The following is a 17,542-nucleotide window of genomic DNA, read 5'->3' as shown; positions in this document are numbered from 1 at the left end:
GCCCGCGAGATGACCATCGCTTGCGGAAGGTGACCGTCCGGTCAGCGCACCGGGGTCTCGTCGACCGCGTCGGTGCCGGCCGAGGGCGCCGGGGTGGCCCCGGTCGGCGGCAGGTCCACAACCCGGTCGCGGGGCCACGGCCGGGCCCAGCCGCCCATCTCGAGCAGGGCGGCCAGCACCCCGGCGGTGAAGCCCCAGACCAGCATCCCGCGCGCCGAGAAGGCCGGGCCGATCCAGCCGCTCGGGTGGCGGACCCGCATCCGGTTCGCCGGGTCGACCAGCTCGGTGATCGGCAGCCGGGCCACGTGTGCCACCTCGGCCGGCTCCCGGGGGTGCACGGGGTGCGGAGCGTGCCACCAGGCGAGCACCGGGGTGACCACGAAGTCGCTGACCGGGATCCAGAGCTTCGGCAGCTCGGCCAGGACGGTGACGCTGGCCGGATCGAGGTCGACCTCCTCGTTCGCCTCGCGCAGCGCGGTCGCCCGGACGTCGGCGTCCTCCGGGTCGGCCGCGCCGCCGGGGAAGGCGGGCTGGCCGGCGTGGTTGCGCAGGGTGGCCGCCCGTTGGAGGACCAACACGTCCGGGCCGGCGCCGGGCTCCTCGCCGAGCAGCACCAGCACCGCGCTCTCCCGCCCCCCGCTCTCCGGGGTGACCAGCCGGGTGAAGTCCTCGCTGCGGGCGCTGCCGAGCCGGGTCAGCAACGGTTCGAACCAGTCCGGGGGCCGCCGGCTCACGCCCGCACCCCCGTGCAGCGCCGGCGGCCCACGCCGGCACCGTCCCGCCCCGCCGGTCGCGCCGGGCCGCTCATGCCGGCACCGTCACGCCGAGGTGCTGGCGGACCAGCTCGGCCAGGCGGGCGTCGTCGAGCGCGCCGGAGGAGTCTACGTGCCGGACGCGGCCCTGCCCGTCGACGAAGACGGTCAGGGGGATGGCCTTGCGGTTCAGCTCCCGCTTCAGCCGCTCGCCCTGGTCGACCAGCACCGGGAAGCGGATGCCGAAGTCCTCCCCGATGGCCTGGGCCGCCTCCCGGCCGTCCTGGTTGTTGACCCCGATCACCTGGAGCTGGCCGGCGGCGCGCTCGCTGAGCCGCTGGAAGGCGGGCAGCTCCTGGCGGCAGGGCGGGCACCAGGAGGCCCAGACGTTGACCACCGCCGGCCCGCGCAGGTCCCGGAGGGCGACCGGGGCGCCGCCGGTGAAGCAGTTCAGGGTCAGCTCGGGCAGCGCCTGCCCCCCGCCCCCGGACGGGGACGCCGGGGCGGACGCGGGCGGAGCACCGAGGGCGGAGCAGTCCTGGAAGGGCGACGGCCGGTTCGCGGCGGCCTTCTGCCGGTCGGACGGACCCGGATCCTTCTCCTCGGTGCCGGCGGTGCACCCGGCGGCGGCCAGCAGCACGGGTAGGAGCAGGGCGGCGAGCCGGCGGTTCATCGGTTCACCGTGGTTCGCGACTGCGGGGCTCGCAACACCGGCTCACTCCTCCTCGCGCTCACGGCACCTCCGCCACGACGGCCTGGACCGGCACCAGCTCCGGGTCGACTCCGGCCGCCACCGCCAGGTCACGGGCCCGGGGGCCCTTGAGCAGCTTTGCGGCCGCCGCCGGCTCGGTCGGGCCGGTGCCGTAGGACGGGCAGAGCTTCGCCAGCGTGCACGCGCCGCAGGCCGGCTTGCGGGCGTGGCAGACCCGCCGGCCGTGGAAGATGATCCGGTGCGACAGCATGGTCCAGTCGCGCCGGGGGAAGAGCGCCCCGATCGCGTGCTCGATCTTGACCGGGTCGGTCTCGGCGGTCAGCCGCCAGCGCTGGACCAGCCGCTGGAAGTGGGTGTCGACGGTGATGCCGGGCACGTCGAAGGCGTTACCGAGGATGACGTTGGCGGTCTTGCGGCCGATGCCGGGCAGCGTCACCAGGTCGGCGAGCCTGCCGGGGACCCGGCCGTCGTACCGCTCCACGAGGGCCTGGCCGAGCTTGATCAGCGAGTCGGTCTTGTTGCGGTAGAAGCCGGTGGGCCGGATCAGCTCCTCCAGCTCCGACCGATCGGCCCCCGCGTAGTCGGCGGCGCTCGGGTAGCGGGCGAAGAGCTTCGGGGTGACCTCGTTGACCTTCTTGTCCGTGCACTGCGCGGAGAGGATCGTCGCGACGGCCAGCTCCAGGGGATTGGAGTGGTCCAGTTCACAGTGCGCGTCGGGGTGGGTGTCGGTCAGCGCCCGGCCGATCCGCCGGGCGCGACGGGTGCGCCCGAGGTCGGTCTCGGTGAAGCCGGAGGAACTCGTGGTCACGCCGGCCAGCCTACGTCGCCCGGCCGACGGTCGGCCGGGTCCACGCGCCGCGCCGCCCCGGTCAGCCGCCCTGCGGCGCGCTGATCGCGCCGGCGTCGTCGAACCGGGCGCCGGTCTCCGGGAAGTCGCTCTTGGTCAGCTGCCGCACCAGGCCCAGCCCGCGGTCGTCGCGGTCCATGGTCGGCTTGCCGATGGAGTTCATGTACGTCGACACGAACGAGCCGCCGGCCCAGCTGCCGTCCGGCTTCAGCGACACCTTGAGCACCCCGCCCCAGCCGAGCCGGCCGGCGTTGCTGAGCGAGTTGCCCCCGCCGGCGAAGTTGCCCAGGCTGTACGCGATCAGCCGGCCCTTGTAGAACTCCATGCCGCGCAGCACGTGCGGGCCGTGCCCGACGATCAGGTCCGCCCCTGCGTCGATCATCGCCTTGGAGAACTTGACCGGGTCGCCCCGATTCTCGCCGAGGAACATCTCGGTGCCCGGCCGCACCCGCGTCTTCTCGGCCCCCTCGCCGCCCATGTGCACCTGCACGACGACCACGTCGGCCATGCCGGCCGCCTTGGTGATCACCTTCTTCGCCGCGGCGATGTCGGTGAGGCTGTTGGACCAGACGTACGACGAGAAGCCGGCGACCGCGACCTTGACCCCCTTGACGTCGACCACGGTGATCTGGTCGGGCGCCCCGGTGTGCGCGAGCTCGTACTTCTCCAGCGCCTTCTGGGTGTTCTCGTAGCCCTTCGGGCCGAAGTCGTAGCCGTGGTTGTTGGCCTGGTTGAGCAGGTCGAAGCCGGCGTCGCGCAGGTGCGCGGCGTACTCGGGCGGGGCCCGGAACTGGAAGCAGCGGGTCGAGTTCGGCCCGCACTTGCCGGTGCCGGTGTCGACGGTGAGCGGCTCCTCCAGGTTGCCCATCACCAGGTCGGCGGCGAGCGCCTTCTCGACGGAGTCGAAGAAGCCCTTCCCGCCGTCGGGGGGCAGCCGGTTCGGCGCGTTGCCCATGATGATGTCGCCGGTCGCCGAGAGCGAGATCGCCTGCTCCGCGGACTGGGCGGGAGCGCCCGAGCGGGCCGGGGCAGGGGTGCCACCGCCCGCGCCGGACCGCCAGACCGGGTCGGCCCCGGAACCGGGGCCCCCGCAGCCGGCGGCGAGCAGGACGGCGAGCAACGCGCCGAGGGCGAGTGCGGCCCGGCGGCGGGGGGAGGCGGCAGCGTACATCGAGCGCGACCTTATCGGGTGCGCAACGCCGAAACGAGGGCCGATCGGACGGAGTCTCAGCCGGCCGGTCGGTCCGACCACGGGACCACGGTGCCCGCCCCGCCGACCGTCACGGCGGCGTGCACGGCCCGGGCCAGCGGCGCGCCCCAGGTGGAGCGCGGGCCGCCGTACGCCGACTCGGGGCCGTCGACCGGGCAGAGCACGGTGACCGCGTCCGTCGGGGTGCCGGTGCCCGGCACGCCCAGCTCCGCGATCGCCTGCGCCTTCGCCTCGGTGGCCGTGGCCACGGCGTTGACCAGGGCGGCGTCGCCGAGCCGGGCGGGGACGTACGCCACGATGTTGACGGTGCCGACCCGCTGGGCCAGCACCGCCGGGGCCGGCTCCGCCGCCCGGACCGGGGTGCCCAGGCCGACCGTCGCCCAGACCCGCACGCCGGTGTCCGTCCGGGCCACCACCTCGGCGACGTCCACCCCGGTCAGCAGGCCGATCCCGGGCCCGTCGAGGTCGAGCCGGTCGGCGAGTTCGGCCAGGTGGTCGGCGGGGTCGTCCCGGTCGTACGACATGGGTACGGTCGCGTTGACGACCCAGTGCCGGACGCCGATCCCGCCGCCCAGCGGCGCGGAACTGACCGCGCGCAGCGGGCGGTCGGCGCGCCAGACCAGCAGCGGGACGTCCCGACCGCCCTCCTGGCGGGCGGTCAGCACGGGTTCACTCAGCACGTGGTGACCCTACGGCCCACCTGTCGGGGCCGGTCAGAGCGCCCGGGCGGGCGCGCGATCCTACTGCTTGATCAGGGCCGGCAGGTTACGCCCAACGATCAAGATTCCAGGGGTGCACCTCTGATTGCTGCTCACGTGCGCCTAGACTGGCGACGCGCGAGGGATCAGCGGACGGCGGACCCGGCCGACGGACGGCACGCGCAGGCGGAGGTGCGCGATGGACGAGGTACTGGCTCGCAGCGGGATCTTCCAGGGCGTCGACCCGGAGGCTGCCGAGGCGCTCGCCAAGGAGATGGAGACGCTGGAGGTCCGCAAGGGCGAGATCGTCTTCAACGAGGGCGAGCCCGGCGACAGTCTCTACATCCTGCTGTCCGGCAAGATCAAGGTCGGTCGGCGGGCTGCCGACGGCCGGCAGAACCTGATCGCGGTGATGGGCCCGTCGGACATGGTGGGCGAGCTGTCGCTCTTCGACCCCGGGCCGCGCACGGCGACCGCCACCGCGGTCACCGACACCCGGCTGGTGCGGCTGCGCAAGCAGGCCCTGCGCCCGTGGCTGAACAACCGGCCGGAGATCGCGGAGCAGTTGCTCCGGGTGCTCGCCCGCCGGCTGCGGCGGACGAACGACTCGCTCGCCGACCTGATCTTCACCGACGTGCCCGGCCGCGTCGCCAAGAACCTGCTCCAGATGGCCGGCCGCTTCGGCACCCGCGACGGCGGTGTGCTGCGGGTGACCCACGACCTCACCCAGGAGGAGATCGCCCAGCTCGTCGGCGCCTCCCGGGAGACCGTCAACAAGGCGCTGGCCGACTTCGCCTCCCGCGGGTGGCTGCGCCTGGACGGCAAGAGCATCATCATCCTCGACCCGGAGCGCCTGGCCCGCCGCGCCCGCGTCTGACGCGCCCGACCCGCCGGATCTGCCCGGGGCAGAATCGCTGGACACCGGCCGGTCCGGCGGGCACGGTGGAGCGATGCTGGACCGGGTCGCCGTTCTCTCCGACATCCACGGTGCGCTGCCGGCGCTGGAGGCCGTACTGGCCGAGCCGGACGTCGCCGCCGCCGACCTGATCGTGCTCACCGGCGACATCGCGGCCGGCCCGCAGCCGGTCGAGGTGCTGGACGTGCTCGCCGGCCTCGGCGACCGGGTCTGCTGGGTACGGGGCAACGCGGACCGCGAGCTGGTGGAGGCGCGGGCCGGCCGCCCTTCCCCGATCGACGTCTCCAACTGGGCGGCGGGGCAGCTCCGCGACGACCAGGTGGCCCGGTTGGCGGCGCTGCCGCTGACGGTCACCCTGGAGGTCACCGGCCTCGGTCCGGTGCTGTTCTGCCACGCCACCCCCCGCGACGACGAGGAGGTCGTGCTCGTCGACTCCCGGATGGAACGCTGGGCGGAGGTGCTCGCCGACGTCCCGGCCGAGGTGGGGATGGTGGTCTGCGGGCACACCCACATGCCGTTCACCCGGCTGGCCGACCGGCGGCTGATCGTCAACCCGGGCAGCGTCGGGATGCCCTACGGCGGCCCCGGCGCCTTCTGGGCGCTCCTCGGGCCCGGGGTGCACCTGCGGCGCACTCCCTTCGACGTGGACGCCGCCTGCGCCCGGGTGGCCGCCGAGTCGGGTTTCCCCGACGCCGCCGAGTGGGCGGACGAGTACCTGCGCTCCCGACACAGCGACGCCACCGCCCTCGCGGTGTTCGCCCCGCGCGACGGCCGCTGAGCAGTGACCGACGGATGACTCCCGCCCGGGTGGGACGACACCCGTCGCGCCCTGTCGAGCTGCCCCGTCCATAGGACCGGCCGGCTTCCCATACCGACGCGAGCTCAGGCGAACGTGAGCCAGCCGCGACCGAGCCCAGCTTCGGATCAAGACCCCAGCCCAGGGCTGGGCCCAGCTTGGATTGCGCTTGAGCCCGGATCGGGCTGGAGGCCCCGTCGCCGTCCGGCAGCGGGCGGGGCTGTCCGGGCGAGCCTGTGGCCCCGCAGGCCTCTGCCCCATCCGTGGGGCAGCTCGACAGCGCCCGACCACATGGTCACCAACCTCGGCCGGCACGCGACGGTCCGGTGCCGGCCAGAAAAAGTCAGTCTTGACTGTTTGTTTCAACGGCGGCACGCTGTCCCCGTGCCCGCATCGACCCGCGTCCCTCAGCAGGAACGCAGCCGCGCCACCCAGGCCCGGCTGCTGGAGGCGACCGTCGAGTGCCTGGTCGAGCACGGCTGGTCCGGCACCACCACCACCGTCGTCGCGGCCCGGGCCGGCGTCTCACGCGGCGCCCAGCTGCACCACTACCCCACCAAGGCCGCGCTGGTCACGGCCGCCGTCGCCCACCTCGCCGAGCGGCGGGCGGAGGAACTGCGCACCGAGGCCGAGGCGCTGCCACCCGGCCCCCAGCGGCTCGACCGGGTGATCGACCTGCTCGGCGCGGCCTTCACCGGCCCGCTCTTCGTCGCCGCCCTCGAACTCTGGGTCGCCGCACGCACCGACCGGGAGCTGCGCGAGGCCCTGGTGCCGCTGGAGGCCCGGGTCGGCCGCGAGATGCACCGGCTCACCGTCGCGCTGCTCGACGTGGACGAGCGCCGCCCGGGCGTACGCGAGGCGGTGCAGGCGACCCTCGACCTGCTCCGCGGGCTCGGCGTGGCCAACCTGCTCAACGACGACTCGTCCCGCCGCACCGCCCTGCTGCACACCTGGAAGCGCCAGCTCGCCACCCTGCTCACCCCCTGACCGCCCGCCCTGACCGGCCCGCCCAGCCCCGGAGGCACCATGGTCGACCTCAAGGACCTGCTCGCGGACCTGGCCGACGAGTCCGAGCAGCTCGACGACCTGGTGGCCGGCCCGCCGCCGGTCGACTGGGGACGCGCCACGCCGTCGCCGGGCTGGAGCGTCGGGCACCAGATCGCCCACCTCGCCTGGACCGACCACGTGGCACTGCTCGCCGCCACCGACGCCGAGGCGTTCCTCGCCACCGTGGTCGCCGCCCCCGACCCCGCCCGGCTCGTCGACGCCGCCGCCGAGGAGTTCCTCGCCCCGCCGAGCGAGCTGCTCCCCCGCTGGCGCGCCGGCCGGACGGCGCTCGCCGACGCGCTGGCGCGCGTGCCGGCCGGCGGGAAGCTGCCCTGGTTCGGCACCCGGATGTCGGCCGCCTCGATGGCCACCGCCCGGATCATGGAGACCTGGGCGCACGGCACGGACGTCGCCGACGCGCTCGGGGTGACGCGCCCCGGCACGGCCCGGTTGCGGCACGTCGCGCACCTCGGCTTCCGTACCCTCGGCCACAGCTTCGCCGCCCACGGCCGGCCGGTGCCGACGGCGCCGGTGCGGGTCGAGCTGGCGGCGCCGGAGGGCGACACCTGGACGTACGGCCCGGCCGACGCCGCCGACCGGGTCGCCGGCCCCGCGCTCGACTTCTGCCTGCTGGTCACCCAGCGCAGGCACCGCACGGACCTGGCGCTGTCGGCGACCGGGCCGGTCGCCGATGCGTGGCTGGACGTCGCGCAGGCCTTCGCCGGCCCACCCGGCCCCGGCCGCCCGCCGGCCGCCGCCGGAACCGACGTCGCGGGCGGGGTGGCGGCGTGAGCGACGTGCTGCGGGTGGGCAACGCCTCCGGCTTCTACGGCGACCGGTCCACGGCGTGGCGGGAGATGCTCGACGGCGGCGAGCTGGACGTGCTGACCGGCGACTACCTGGCCGAGCTGACCATGCTCATCCTCGGCCGCGACCGGCTGCGCGACCCCGCCCTCGGCTACGCGAAGACCTTCCTCCGCCAACTGGAGGGCTGCCTCGGCACCACGCTGGACCGGGGCGTGCGGATCGTGACCAACGCCGGCGGGCTGAACCCGGCCGGCCTGGCCGCCGCGATCGGGTCGCTCGCCGACCGGCTGGGCCTGACCGTCCGCGTCGGGTACGTCGAGGGCGACGCCCTCGCCCGTCCGGACGCGCTGACGGCGAACGCCTACCTGGGGGCGTACGGCATCGCCGCCTGCCTGGACGCCGGGGCGGACGTGGTGGTCACCGGCCGGGTGACCGACGCGTCCCTGGTGGTGGGGCCGGCGGTCGCCCGCTTCGGCTGGGGCCACGACGACCTGGACGCGCTGGCCGGGGCGACCGTCGCCGGTCACCTGCTCGAGTGCGGGGCGCAGGTGACCGGGGGCAACTTCAGCTTCTTCACCGAGCTGCCCGACGGCGGGCGACGCCCCGGCTTCCCGGTCGCCGAGCTGCACCCCGACGGCTCCTGTGTGGTCACCAAGCACCCGGGCACCGGCGGCGCGGTCACCGTGGAGACGGTCACCGCCCAGCTGCTCTACGAGGTCGGCGGCCCGGCCTACCTCGGCCCGGACGTGGTGACCCGGCTGGACACGGTCGAGCTGGGCGCCGACGGGCCGGACCGGGTACGGGTGAGCGGCGTCCGGGGCACGCCCCCGCCGGGCACCCTCAAGGTGGGCGTCAACAACCTCGGCGGCTTCCGCAACTCGATGACCTTCGTCCTGTGCGGGCTCGACATCCCCGCGAAGGCGGCCCTGGTCCGCAGCCAGGTCGAGGCGGCGGTCGGCACGGAGGGGCTGGAGTTCACCCTGGCCCGCACCGACCACGCGGACGCGGTCGACACCGAGGCGGCGAGCGCGCTGCTGCACGTACACCTGCGGGACGGCGACAAGGCGCGGGCCGGGCGGGCCTTCTCGGCCGCCGCGGTGGAACTGGCCCTGGCCTCCTATCCCGGCTGCACGCTGACCACGCTGCCCGGCGACGCGACGCCCTACGGGGTGTTCACGGCCGACGCCGTGCCGCAGGACGCGGTGCCGCACGTCGCGGTGCTCCCCTCCGGTGAGCGGGTGGCGATCCCGCCGCCGGCCCGCACCGCCGGCCCGCCGGACGAGCCGGCGCCCGCCGCCGACCCGCCGGAGGCCGAGCCGCCGCCCGCCGCGTCGGCCGACCGGTCCACCCGGCGCGCGCCGCTCGGCGCGCTGGTCGGGGCCCGCTCCGGCGACAAGGGCGGCGACGCCAACCTGGGCGTCTGGGCCCGCACCGACGCGACCTGGTCGTGGCTGCGCGGCTGGCTGACCACCGACCGGCTGCGCGAGCTGCTGCCGGAGACCGCGCCGCTGACGGTGGAGCGGTACGAGCTGCCGAACCTGCGGGCGGTCAACTTCGTCGTCCGGGGCCTGCTCGGGCAGGGGGTGGCGGCCTCCACCCGGTTCGATCCGCAGGCCAAGGCGCTCGGCGAGCTGCTCCGCTCCCGAGTCGTCGACCTGCCGGCGGAACTCGCGCCCGGCCCCGGCTCCCCCACCGTCGGCACGACGCCCGGGGAGGGTCGGTGACCATCGTGGACACGCCGGAGCGCCGGCAACTGCGGGAGCTGACCCGGGCCTTCGTCACCCGGGAGGTGCTGCCGCACCTGGACGACTGGGAGCGGGCCGGCGAGGTCCCCCGGGAGCTGCACGCCACCGCCGCCAAGCTCGGCCTGCTCGGCATCGGCTTCCCGGAGGCGGTCGGCGGCAGCGGTGGGGACCTGCTCGACTCGATCATCGTCACCGAGGAGATCATCCGCTCCGGCGGCTCGTCCGGCCTGATCGCGGCGCTCTTCACCCACGGCATCGCGCTGCCGCACATCGTCGCCTCCGGCGACGCGGAGCTGATCGACCGGTACGTCCGGCCGACGCTGGCCGGCACCATGATCGGCGCGCTGGCGATCACCGAGCCCGACGGCGGCTCGGATGTGGCGAGCATCCGCACCCACGCGCGACGGGACGGCGACCACTACGTGGTCAACGGGTCGAAGACCTACATCACCAGCGGCGTCCGGGCCGACTTCGTGACCACCGCGGTCTGCACCCTGCCGCCGGGCACCGGCGCCCTGACCCTGCTGGTGATCGACAAGGGCACGCCCGGTTTCACGGTCGGGCGCCGGCTGGAGAAGCTCGGCTGGCACTGCTCCGACACCGCCGAGCTCTCCTTCGTCGACGCCCGGGTGCCGGTGGCGAACCGGGTCGGCGCGGAGGACACCGCCTTCCTGGCGATCATGCAGAACTTCGCCGCGGAGCGGCTCTCCCTCGCCACCCAGGCGTACGCCACCGCGCAGCGGTCCGTGGAGCTGGCGGTGCGCTGGTGCCGGGACCGGTCCACGTTCGGCCGGCCCCTGGCGAGCCGGCAGCTCGTCCGGCACCGGCTGGCCGAGATGCACACCCGCGCCGAGGCGGCCCGGGCGTACGTGCACCAGGTGGCGGCGCGGGTGGCGGCGGGCGAGCCGGTGGTGACCGAGGTGGCGATGGCGAAGAACGTCGCGGTGGCCGCCTGCGCCGAGGTGGTCGACCAGTCGCTCCAGCTGCACGGCGGCTACGGCTACCTGCGCGACGCCGAGGTGGAGCGGCACTACCGGGACGCCCGGATCCTCGGCATCGGCGGCGGCACCACCGAGATCATGAACGAGATCATCGCGAAGGGCATGGGCCTATGACCACACTGCGCAGCGCGATCGACCCGTCCTCGCCGGGGCACCGCGCCAACCGGGAGGCCCTGCTGGAGCGCCTCGCCGAGCTGGACGCCGCCCTCGACCGGGCCCGCGCCGGGGGCGGCGAGAAGTACGTGACCCGGCACCACGGGCGGGGCAAGCTGCTCCCCCGGGAGCGGATCGAGCTGCTGCTCGATGCGGACAGCCCGTTCCTGGAGCTGTCCCCGGTGGCGGCGTACGGCACCGACTTCCCCGTCGGCGCCAGCGTGGTGACCGGCATCGGCGTCGTCGAGGGCGTCGAGTGCCTGGTCGTCGCGAACGACCCGACGGTACGCGGCGGCGCGGTGAACCCGTGGTCGCTCGCCAAGACCCGCCGGGCCGGCGAGATCGCCCTGGTCAACCGGCTGCCGATGGTGAACCTGGTCGAGTCGGCCGGCGCGGACCTGCCCACCCAGGCGGAGATCTTCATCCCCGGCGGACGGGTGTTCCGCGACCTGACCCGGCTCTCGGCCGCGAAGATCCCCACGGTCAGCGTGGTCTTCGGCAACGCCACCGCCGGGGGCGCGTACGTGCCGGGCATGTCCGACCACGTGATCATGATCCGAGACCGGTCGCAGGTCTACCTGGCCGGGCCGCCGCTGGTCAAGATGGCCACCGGGGAGGTCACCGACGACGAGTCCCTCGGCGGGGCCGCCATGCACGCCACGACGTCCGGCCTGGCCGACTTCCTGGCGTCCGACGAGCGGGACGGCATCCGGCTGGCCCGGCAGTGCGTACGCCGGCTGAACTGGCGCAAGCAGGGCCCGCCGCCGCGCAACCCGGCCCCGCAGCCGCCGAAGTACGACCCGGAGGAGCTGCTCGGCATCGCCAGCGCCGACCTGAAGGTGCCGTTCGACCCGCGCGAGGTGCTGGCCCGGGTGCTCGACGGCAGCGAGTTCGACGAGTTCAAGCCGGCCTACGGCACCGCCCTGGTCACCGGCTGGGGCGAGCTGCACGGCTATCCGGTCGGGGTGCTGGCCAACGCGCGGGGCGTGCTGTTCAGCGAGGAGGCGCAGAAGGCGACCCAGTTCATCCAGCTCGCCAACGCCGCCGACACCCCGCTGGTCTTCCTCCAGAACACCACCGGCTACATGGTCGGCACCGAGTACGAGCAGCGCGGCATCATCAAGCACGGCGCCCTCATGATCAACGCGGTGTCGAACTCGACCGTGCCGCACCTGACGGTCAACCTCGGCGCGTCCTACGGCGCCGGCAACTACGGCATGTGCGGGCGGGCGTACGAGCCGAGGTTTCTGTTCACCTGGCCGAACGCCAAGTCGGCGGTGATGGGGCCGGCGCAGCTCGCGGGCGTGCTGTCCATCGTGGCCCGGCAGGCCGCCGCCGCCCGGGGCCGGGACTACGACGAGGACTCCGACGCCGCGATGCGGATGATGGTCGAGCAGCAGATCGAGTCGCAGTCCGGCGCGCTCTTCCTCTCCGGCCGGCTCTACGACGACGGGGTGATCGACCCCCGCGACACCCGTACGGTCCTCGGGCTCTGCCTGTCGGCGATCCACAACGCACCAGTCAGGGGCGCCGACGGCTTCGGCGTCTTCCGGATGTGAGGCGGCAGTGCGCACATGAATGCGATCGAGAGGCGGGACCAGTGATCCGGAAACTGCTCGTGGCGAACCGGGGCGAGATCGCCCGGCGGGTCTTCGCCACCTGCCGGGCGCTCGGCGTCGAGACGGTGGCCGTGCACTCCGACGCCGACGCCGACGCGCCGTTCGTCGCCGAGGCCGACCACGCCGTCCGGCTGCCCGGGAACGCGCCCGCCGAGACGTACCTGCGGATCGATCTGATCCTCGACGCGGCCCGCCGGGCCGGGGCGGACGCCGTCCACCCCGGCTACGGCTTCCTCGCCGAGAACGCCGAGTTCGCCGCCGCGGTGAGCGACGCGGGGCTGACCTGGGTCGGCCCGCCCGCCAAGGCGATCGCCGCGATGGGCGACAAGATGGCGGCGAAGGCGCTGCTCGCCGAGGCGGGCGTGCCGATGCTGCCCACCTGGACCGACGCCGACGAGATCACCGACTTCCCGGTGCTGGTGAAGGCGTCCGCCGGGGGTGGCGGGCGCGGCATGCGCGTCGTCCGGGACGCCGCCGGGCTGGCCGAGGCCGTCGCCTCCGCGCGCCGCGAGGCGGCCGGCGCGTTCGGCGACGGCACGGTCTTCATCGAGCGGTACGTCGAGCGGGGCCGGCACGTCGAGGTGCAGATCTTCGGCGACACGCACGGGACGGTGGCCGCCCTGGGCGTACGCGAGTGCTCGATCCAGCGCCGGCACCAGAAGCTCGTCGAGGAGGCGCCCGGCGTCCTCCCGCACGAGGTGCGCACGGCGCTGCACGAGGCGGCGGTGGCCGCCGGCCGGGCGGTCGACTACGTCGGCGCCGGCACGGTCGAGTTCCTGCTCGCGCCCGACGGGGAGATCTACTTCCTGGAGATGAACACCCGGCTCCAGGTCGAGCACCCGGTCACCGAGCTGGTCGCCCTCGGGGCCCTGGACCTGGTTCGACTGCAACTGCTGGTAGCCGAAGGCCAGCCCCTGCCGGAAGACCTTCACGGCCGGATAGCGGTGCGGGGCTACGCGATCGAGGTGCGGTTGTGCGCCGAGGATCCGGTGCACGGGTACCGGCCGGCGGCGGGGGTTCTGCACCGGTTCGCGATTCCCGGGGTGGAGCGTGAGTTCGAGAACCTCTCCCGGGCAGGCTTGCGCCTCGACTCCGGCGTCGTGGACGGCTCGGTGGTGGGCGTCCACTACGACTCGATGCTCGCCAAGGTGATCGCCTGGGCGCCCACCCGCGCCGAGGCGGCCCGCGCCCTGGCCGGCGCGCTGGCCCGGGCCGAGCTGCACGGCGTGACCACCAACCGGGACCTGCTGGTGCGGGTGCTGCGCAGCCCGGAGTTCGGCGCCGTTGAGATCGACACCGGCTTCCTGGACCGGCACGAGGAGGTCTTCGCCCCGCTGCTGCCGGCCGACCAGCTCCCCCTGGTGGCCCTGGCCGCCGCGCTGGCCACCGCCGCCGCCCGTCGGGCCGACGCGCCGGTGCTCGCCGGGCTCCCGTCGGGCTGGCGCAACGTGCCGGCCTTCCCGCAGGTCACCCGCTACGCGGGGCCGGACGGCGAGATCGAGGTCCGCTACCGGCTGGACCGCTCGGGCGGCCTCGCCGAGTGGTCGGTGTCGCCGGACGCCGGTTCCGCCGCCCTCGCCGACGGGCCGACCCCGGACGGAGCGGCCCCGGAAGGCGGGCCGACCCCGGACGAGGCGGCCCCGGCAGACGCGCCGCCGCCGGCCGTGACCCTGGTCGGGGCGTACCCCGATCGGGTGGTGCTCGACGTGGACGGGGTGCGGCGCGCGTACCGCGTACACCGGGTGGGGTCGGACGTCTTCGTGGACGGCCCGGACGGGGCGGCGAGCCTGGCCGAGCTGCCGCGCTTCGGAGAGCCCACCCCGGAGCTGGCGGCCGGGTCGCTGGTCGCGCCGCTGCCCGGCGCGGTGACCCGGGTGCACGTCGAGGTCGGGCAGCGGGTGGCGGCCGGTGACCTGCTGCTGACCCTGGAAGCGATGAAGCTGGAACATCCCGTGCTCGCCCCGGCCGACGGCGTGGTCGCCGAGCTGCCGGTCGCGGCCGGCGGACAGGTCGACACGGGCGCCGTGCTGGCCGTGGTCGACCCCGAGTGATCCTGGAGGGCCCGCGATGAACTTCGACCTCACCCCCGAGCAGGCCCAGCTCCGCGACGCCGTGCGCGCCCTGGGCCGCCGGTACGGCCACGACTACTTCGTCACCAAGGCGAAGGCCGGTGAGCACACCACCGAGCTGTGGGACGAGGCCGGCCGGCTGGGCTACCTCGGGGTCAACATCCCCACCGAGTACGGCGGCGGCGGGGGCGGGATCACCGAGCTGGCCATCGTCTGCGAGGAGCTGGCGGCGGCCGGCTGTCCCCTGCTGCTGCTGGTGGTCTCCCCGGCCATCGCGGCCACGGTGATCGCCCGGCACGGCACCGAGGAGCAGCGCAAGCGCTACCTGCCCGGCTTCGCCGACGGCTCGCTGAAGGTGGTCTTCGCGATCACCGAACCGGAGGCCGGCTCGAACTTCCACCGGCTCGGCACGGTGGCCCGCCGCGACGGCGACGACTGGCTAATCTCCGGCCGCAAGTGCTACATCTCGGGCGTCGACGAGGCGTCGTACGTGCTGGTGGTGGCCCGTACCGAAGACGCAACCACCGGAAGGCTGAAGCCGGCGCTGTTCGTGGTGCCGACCGACGCACCGGGACTGACCCGGTCCAAGCTGGACATGGAGATCGTGTCCCCGGAGAACCAGTTCCTGCTCTACCTCGACGACGTGCGGCTGCCCGCCGACGCGCTGGTCGGCGAGTCGCTGGACGCCGGCCTGCCGGCGCTCTTCGCCGGGCTCAACCCCGAACGGATCACGGTCGCCGCGATGGGCGCCGGCACCGGCCGGTACGCCATCGAGCGGGCCAGCGAGTACACCGCCACCCGCAAGGTCTGGGGCGGCAGGACCATCGGCTCGCACCAGGGCGTGGCCCACCCGCTCGCGCACGCGGCCGTGCAGGTCGAGCTGGCCCGCCTCATGATCCAGAAGGCGGCCACCCTCTACGACGCCGGCCGCGACCTGGAGGCCGGGGTGTCCGGCAACATGGCCAAGTACGCCGCCGGGGAGGCCGCCGCGCTGGCCGTCGACACCGCCGTACAGGTGCTCGGCGGAGCCGGCATGACCACCGAGTACGGCGTGGCCACGCTGCTCGGCGCGGTACGCGCCGGCCGGATCGCCCCGGTCAGCCGCGAGATGATCCTCAACTTCGTCGCCCAGCACGTCCTCGGCCAGGACAAGTCCTACTGAGCGGGCCGGGGTGCGGCGGACGCCCGATCGCCCGCCGCACCCCGGGTCCTCAGCGGACGGTCAGCGTGCCGACCGCCGGCAGCGGAGCGACCACCGGCGGGAGCCGCTTCGGCTCGCCCCGTCCCGGGGCCCCCTCGACGGTCGGCGCGCCCTTCGCCGCCTCCGCGCGCCGGGTCGCCCCCGGCTCCGCCGGCAGCTCGGCGAACGGCTGGACGTCGCCCACGCAGACCTTGCCGTTGGCCGGCAGCGCCCCGCGCAGCAGGTACGCGTCGACGGCGCCGGTCACGCAGGCCGACGTCCCGTACGCGGTGTGCCCCCAGCTGTCGCTGCTGAGCAGGCGGCTGTTCGGCAGCAGCCGGGCCGAGCCCACCGCGCCCCGGTAGCTGGTCGCCGGGTCCCAGTAGTTGCCCAGCACCAGCACGGGCGCGGCGGTCCGCCGGTTGAACGGCCCGGTGTAGGCGTCCTCGTCGCGCACGGTCCAGGTCTTGCGGGCGCAGGGCGAGGTGCCCCACGTCCAGAGTCGGCCGAAGTACGGGTCGCGCTCGTCGGCCTTCGCGGCCAGCGCCGGGAACGAGCCGGCGTCCTTCGGGTGGTACCCGTCGGTGCAGTCCACGCCGAGGAAGGTCTCCAACCCGTTGTTGTACGGGAAGTCGTACCGTCGGGCCTGCTCGCGGGCCTTGGCGGCCTGCCGGGTCACGTCGGCCGTCGCCGGGCGGCGGGCGGCCGGGGACGACGCCGGGTCGGTGAGCACCAGCAGGGCGGCGGTGAGGTCGACGACCTCGGCGTAGCCCGCCGGGCCGTAGAGCGCGCCCAGGTTGGCGGCGATGAAGTCGGCGTACGTGATGGTGAGCGGGCCGAGATCGGGGTCCTCGATCACCACCGGCTTGGCCCGCAGCCGCTTGGCGACCAGGTCGAACGACGCGACGGGGTCCCCCTCGGCCAGCGGACACGCCTCCGCGCCGGCCTTGTCGCAACGCACCAGGATCTCCCGCAGCGCCTTGTACGCGCCCTGCGCGCTGCGCATCCGGTCCTCCTGGGACAGGCTGCGCGCCCTGCCCTGGCCGACCCACTCGTTCGGGTTCAGCACCCCGTCGATCGCCACGGCGCGGACCCGGTCCGGGAACATGTTGGCGTAGTACTGGCCGAGGATGCTGCCGTAGCTGAAGCCGAGGAAGGTGAGCTTCCGGTCGCCCACGGCGCGGCGCAGCACGTCCATGTCCCGGGCGACCTCGGCGGTCGACATCGCGCCGGTGAGCGGCCGGCCCGTCGTGGAGCAGCCCTTGCCGACGGCTTTCGAGGAGGCGACGTACGCCTTCTCCTCGGCCTTCGTCCACGGGAAGGCCACGTTCAGCCCGGCGTACGCCTGGGTCTGCTCCTTGACCGAGGGGAAGCACCTGACCTGCTGGCTGGCGGCGACGCCGCGTGGGTCGACGCCGACGACGTCGAAGCGGTCGAGCACCTCGTCACCGAGGAAGTACGGCGCGGCGAGCGCGACGTCGGTGCCGGAGCCGCCGGGGCCGCCCGGGTTGATGAAGAGGCTGCCGATCTTCCGCTGCTGGTCGCGGGCCTTGACCCGCAGCACGGCGACCTCGGTCGTCGGGCCGTTCGGCTCGTCGTAGTCCCGGGGCAGCCGGACGGTGGCGCACTCGGCGTAGTCGTAGCAGGCGTACCAGTCCAGTGTGGGCGTGGGCACCCGGTCGACCCGGCGGGCCTCCTGCGGGCTGGTCCGGTCGGAGGTGACCGGACGGTCCCCGCCGGCGGGGGACGGTGCGGCGGCGGCGGGCGCGACCGCGGCGCCGGCGAGGAGGACGCCGGCGATTCCCGCGGCGGCGAGGGACCGGTTTCGTCGTGGCATGTGGACGCCTTCCGGTGGGCGACAGGACGGTCGAGCCGTGGCTCGACCCCCGTCACTCTAGGGATGACGCGACAGGGACGCAGGCCGACGATTGGCTGTATATACGACAATCCGGACGATCGATGTAACGAATTTTTCATCGTCGACGCTTTA

General features: G+C 74.5%; 15 protein-coding genes. 9 read left to right on the top strand and 6 right to left on the bottom strand.

The window, feature by feature from the left end:
• Positions 1–41 precede the first annotated feature (41 nt).
• From AB0G13_RS08780 to AB0G13_RS08760, 5 genes are all read right to left on the bottom strand, one after another.
• On the bottom strand, positions 42–734 hold the full coding sequence (locus AB0G13_RS08780) for a CoA pyrophosphatase (protein WP_357870965.1): 693 nt from the start codon (positions 732–734) through the stop codon (positions 42–44).
• 70 nt (positions 735–804) lie between these two features.
• Positions 805–1,425 (bottom strand): TlpA disulfide reductase family protein, encoded by a 621-nt coding sequence (locus AB0G13_RS08775; RefSeq protein ID WP_357870962.1) that lies wholly within the window; start codon positions 1,423–1,425, stop codon positions 805–807.
• Positions 1,426–1,483: 58 nt separating this feature from the next.
• Positions 1,484–2,272, bottom strand: a complete 789-nt coding sequence (gene nth, locus AB0G13_RS08770) for an endonuclease III (protein WP_357870959.1) — start codon at positions 2,270–2,272, stop codon at positions 1,484–1,486.
• 61 nt (positions 2,273–2,333) lie between these two features.
• The gene (locus AB0G13_RS08765) at positions 2,334–3,482 is read right to left on the bottom strand and encodes a CapA family protein (protein WP_357870957.1); all 1,149 of its coding nucleotides are present in this window, start codon (positions 3,480–3,482) and stop codon (positions 2,334–2,336) included.
• A 56-nt stretch (positions 3,483–3,538) separates the two neighbouring features.
• Positions 3,539–4,201, bottom strand: coding sequence for an adenosylcobinamide amidohydrolase (locus tag AB0G13_RS08760; protein ID WP_357870954.1), 663 nt, complete (start codon positions 4,199–4,201; stop codon positions 3,539–3,541).
• 217 nt (positions 4,202–4,418) lie between these two features.
• Here AB0G13_RS08760 and AB0G13_RS08755 point away from each other — a divergent pair, with 217 nt between their 5' ends.
• The 9 genes from AB0G13_RS08755 to AB0G13_RS08715 all read left to right on the top strand — a co-directional run bounded on the left by AB0G13_RS08755 (position 4,419) and on the right by AB0G13_RS08715 (position 15,534).
• Positions 4,419–5,096: a Crp/Fnr family transcriptional regulator gene (locus AB0G13_RS08755; RefSeq protein WP_089003062.1), complete on the top strand. Its 678-nt coding sequence runs from the start codon at positions 4,419–4,421 to the stop codon at positions 5,094–5,096.
• A gap of 73 nt (positions 5,097–5,169) precedes the next feature.
• The gene (locus AB0G13_RS08750; protein WP_357870951.1) at positions 5,170–5,913 is read left to right on the top strand and encodes a metallophosphoesterase family protein; all 744 of its coding nucleotides are present in this window, start codon (positions 5,170–5,172) and stop codon (positions 5,911–5,913) included.
• A 402-nt stretch (positions 5,914–6,315) separates the two neighbouring features.
• Entirely contained in the window at positions 6,316–6,918 is a 603-nt protein-coding gene (locus AB0G13_RS08745; protein WP_357870949.1) for a TetR/AcrR family transcriptional regulator, read from the top strand.
• A 39-nt stretch (positions 6,919–6,957) separates the two neighbouring features.
• Entirely contained in the window at positions 6,958–7,770 is an 813-nt protein-coding gene (locus AB0G13_RS08740; RefSeq protein WP_357870946.1) for a TIGR03084 family metal-binding protein, read from the top strand.
• Entirely contained in the window at positions 7,767–9,509 is a 1,743-nt protein-coding gene (locus AB0G13_RS08735; RefSeq protein ID WP_357870943.1) for an acyclic terpene utilization AtuA family protein, read from the top strand. The genes AB0G13_RS08740 and AB0G13_RS08735 overlap by 4 nt, the downstream gene beginning before the upstream one ends.
• Positions 9,506–10,645, top strand: coding sequence for an acyl-CoA dehydrogenase family protein (locus AB0G13_RS08730; RefSeq protein ID WP_357870940.1), 1,140 nt, complete (start codon positions 9,506–9,508; stop codon positions 10,643–10,645). Before AB0G13_RS08735 ends, AB0G13_RS08730 begins: the two co-directional genes overlap by 4 nt.
• Positions 10,642–12,243 (top strand): carboxyl transferase domain-containing protein, encoded by a 1,602-nt coding sequence (locus AB0G13_RS08725; protein ID WP_357870937.1) that lies wholly within the window; start codon positions 10,642–10,644, stop codon positions 12,241–12,243. Before AB0G13_RS08730 ends, AB0G13_RS08725 begins: the two co-directional genes overlap by 4 nt.
• A gap of 41 nt (positions 12,244–12,284) precedes the next feature.
• The gene (locus tag AB0G13_RS08720; RefSeq protein WP_357870934.1) at positions 12,285–14,354 is read left to right on the top strand and encodes a biotin carboxylase N-terminal domain-containing protein; all 2,070 of its coding nucleotides are present in this window, start codon (positions 12,285–12,287) and stop codon (positions 14,352–14,354) included.
• A gap of 16 nt (positions 14,355–14,370) precedes the next feature.
• Entirely contained in the window at positions 14,371–15,534 is a 1,164-nt protein-coding gene (locus tag AB0G13_RS08715) for an acyl-CoA dehydrogenase (protein WP_357870931.1), read from the top strand.
• Between the two features lie 49 nt (positions 15,535–15,583).
• Here the strand turns inward: AB0G13_RS08715 and AB0G13_RS08710 are convergent, their stop codons facing one another.
• A complete protein-coding gene (locus AB0G13_RS08710) occupies positions 15,584–17,389 on the bottom strand; it encodes an alpha/beta hydrolase (RefSeq protein WP_357870928.1) in 1,806 nt (601 codons plus the stop codon).
• Positions 17,390–17,542 lie beyond the last annotated feature (153 nt).

Source organism: Micromonospora sp. NPDC023633, from assembly GCF_040640035.1.
GTDB lineage: Bacteria > Actinomycetota > Actinomycetes > Mycobacteriales > Micromonosporaceae > Micromonospora.
The sequence above is the reverse complement of the archived record's forward strand: the minus strand, read 5'-3'. Positions and strand labels throughout refer to the sequence as shown.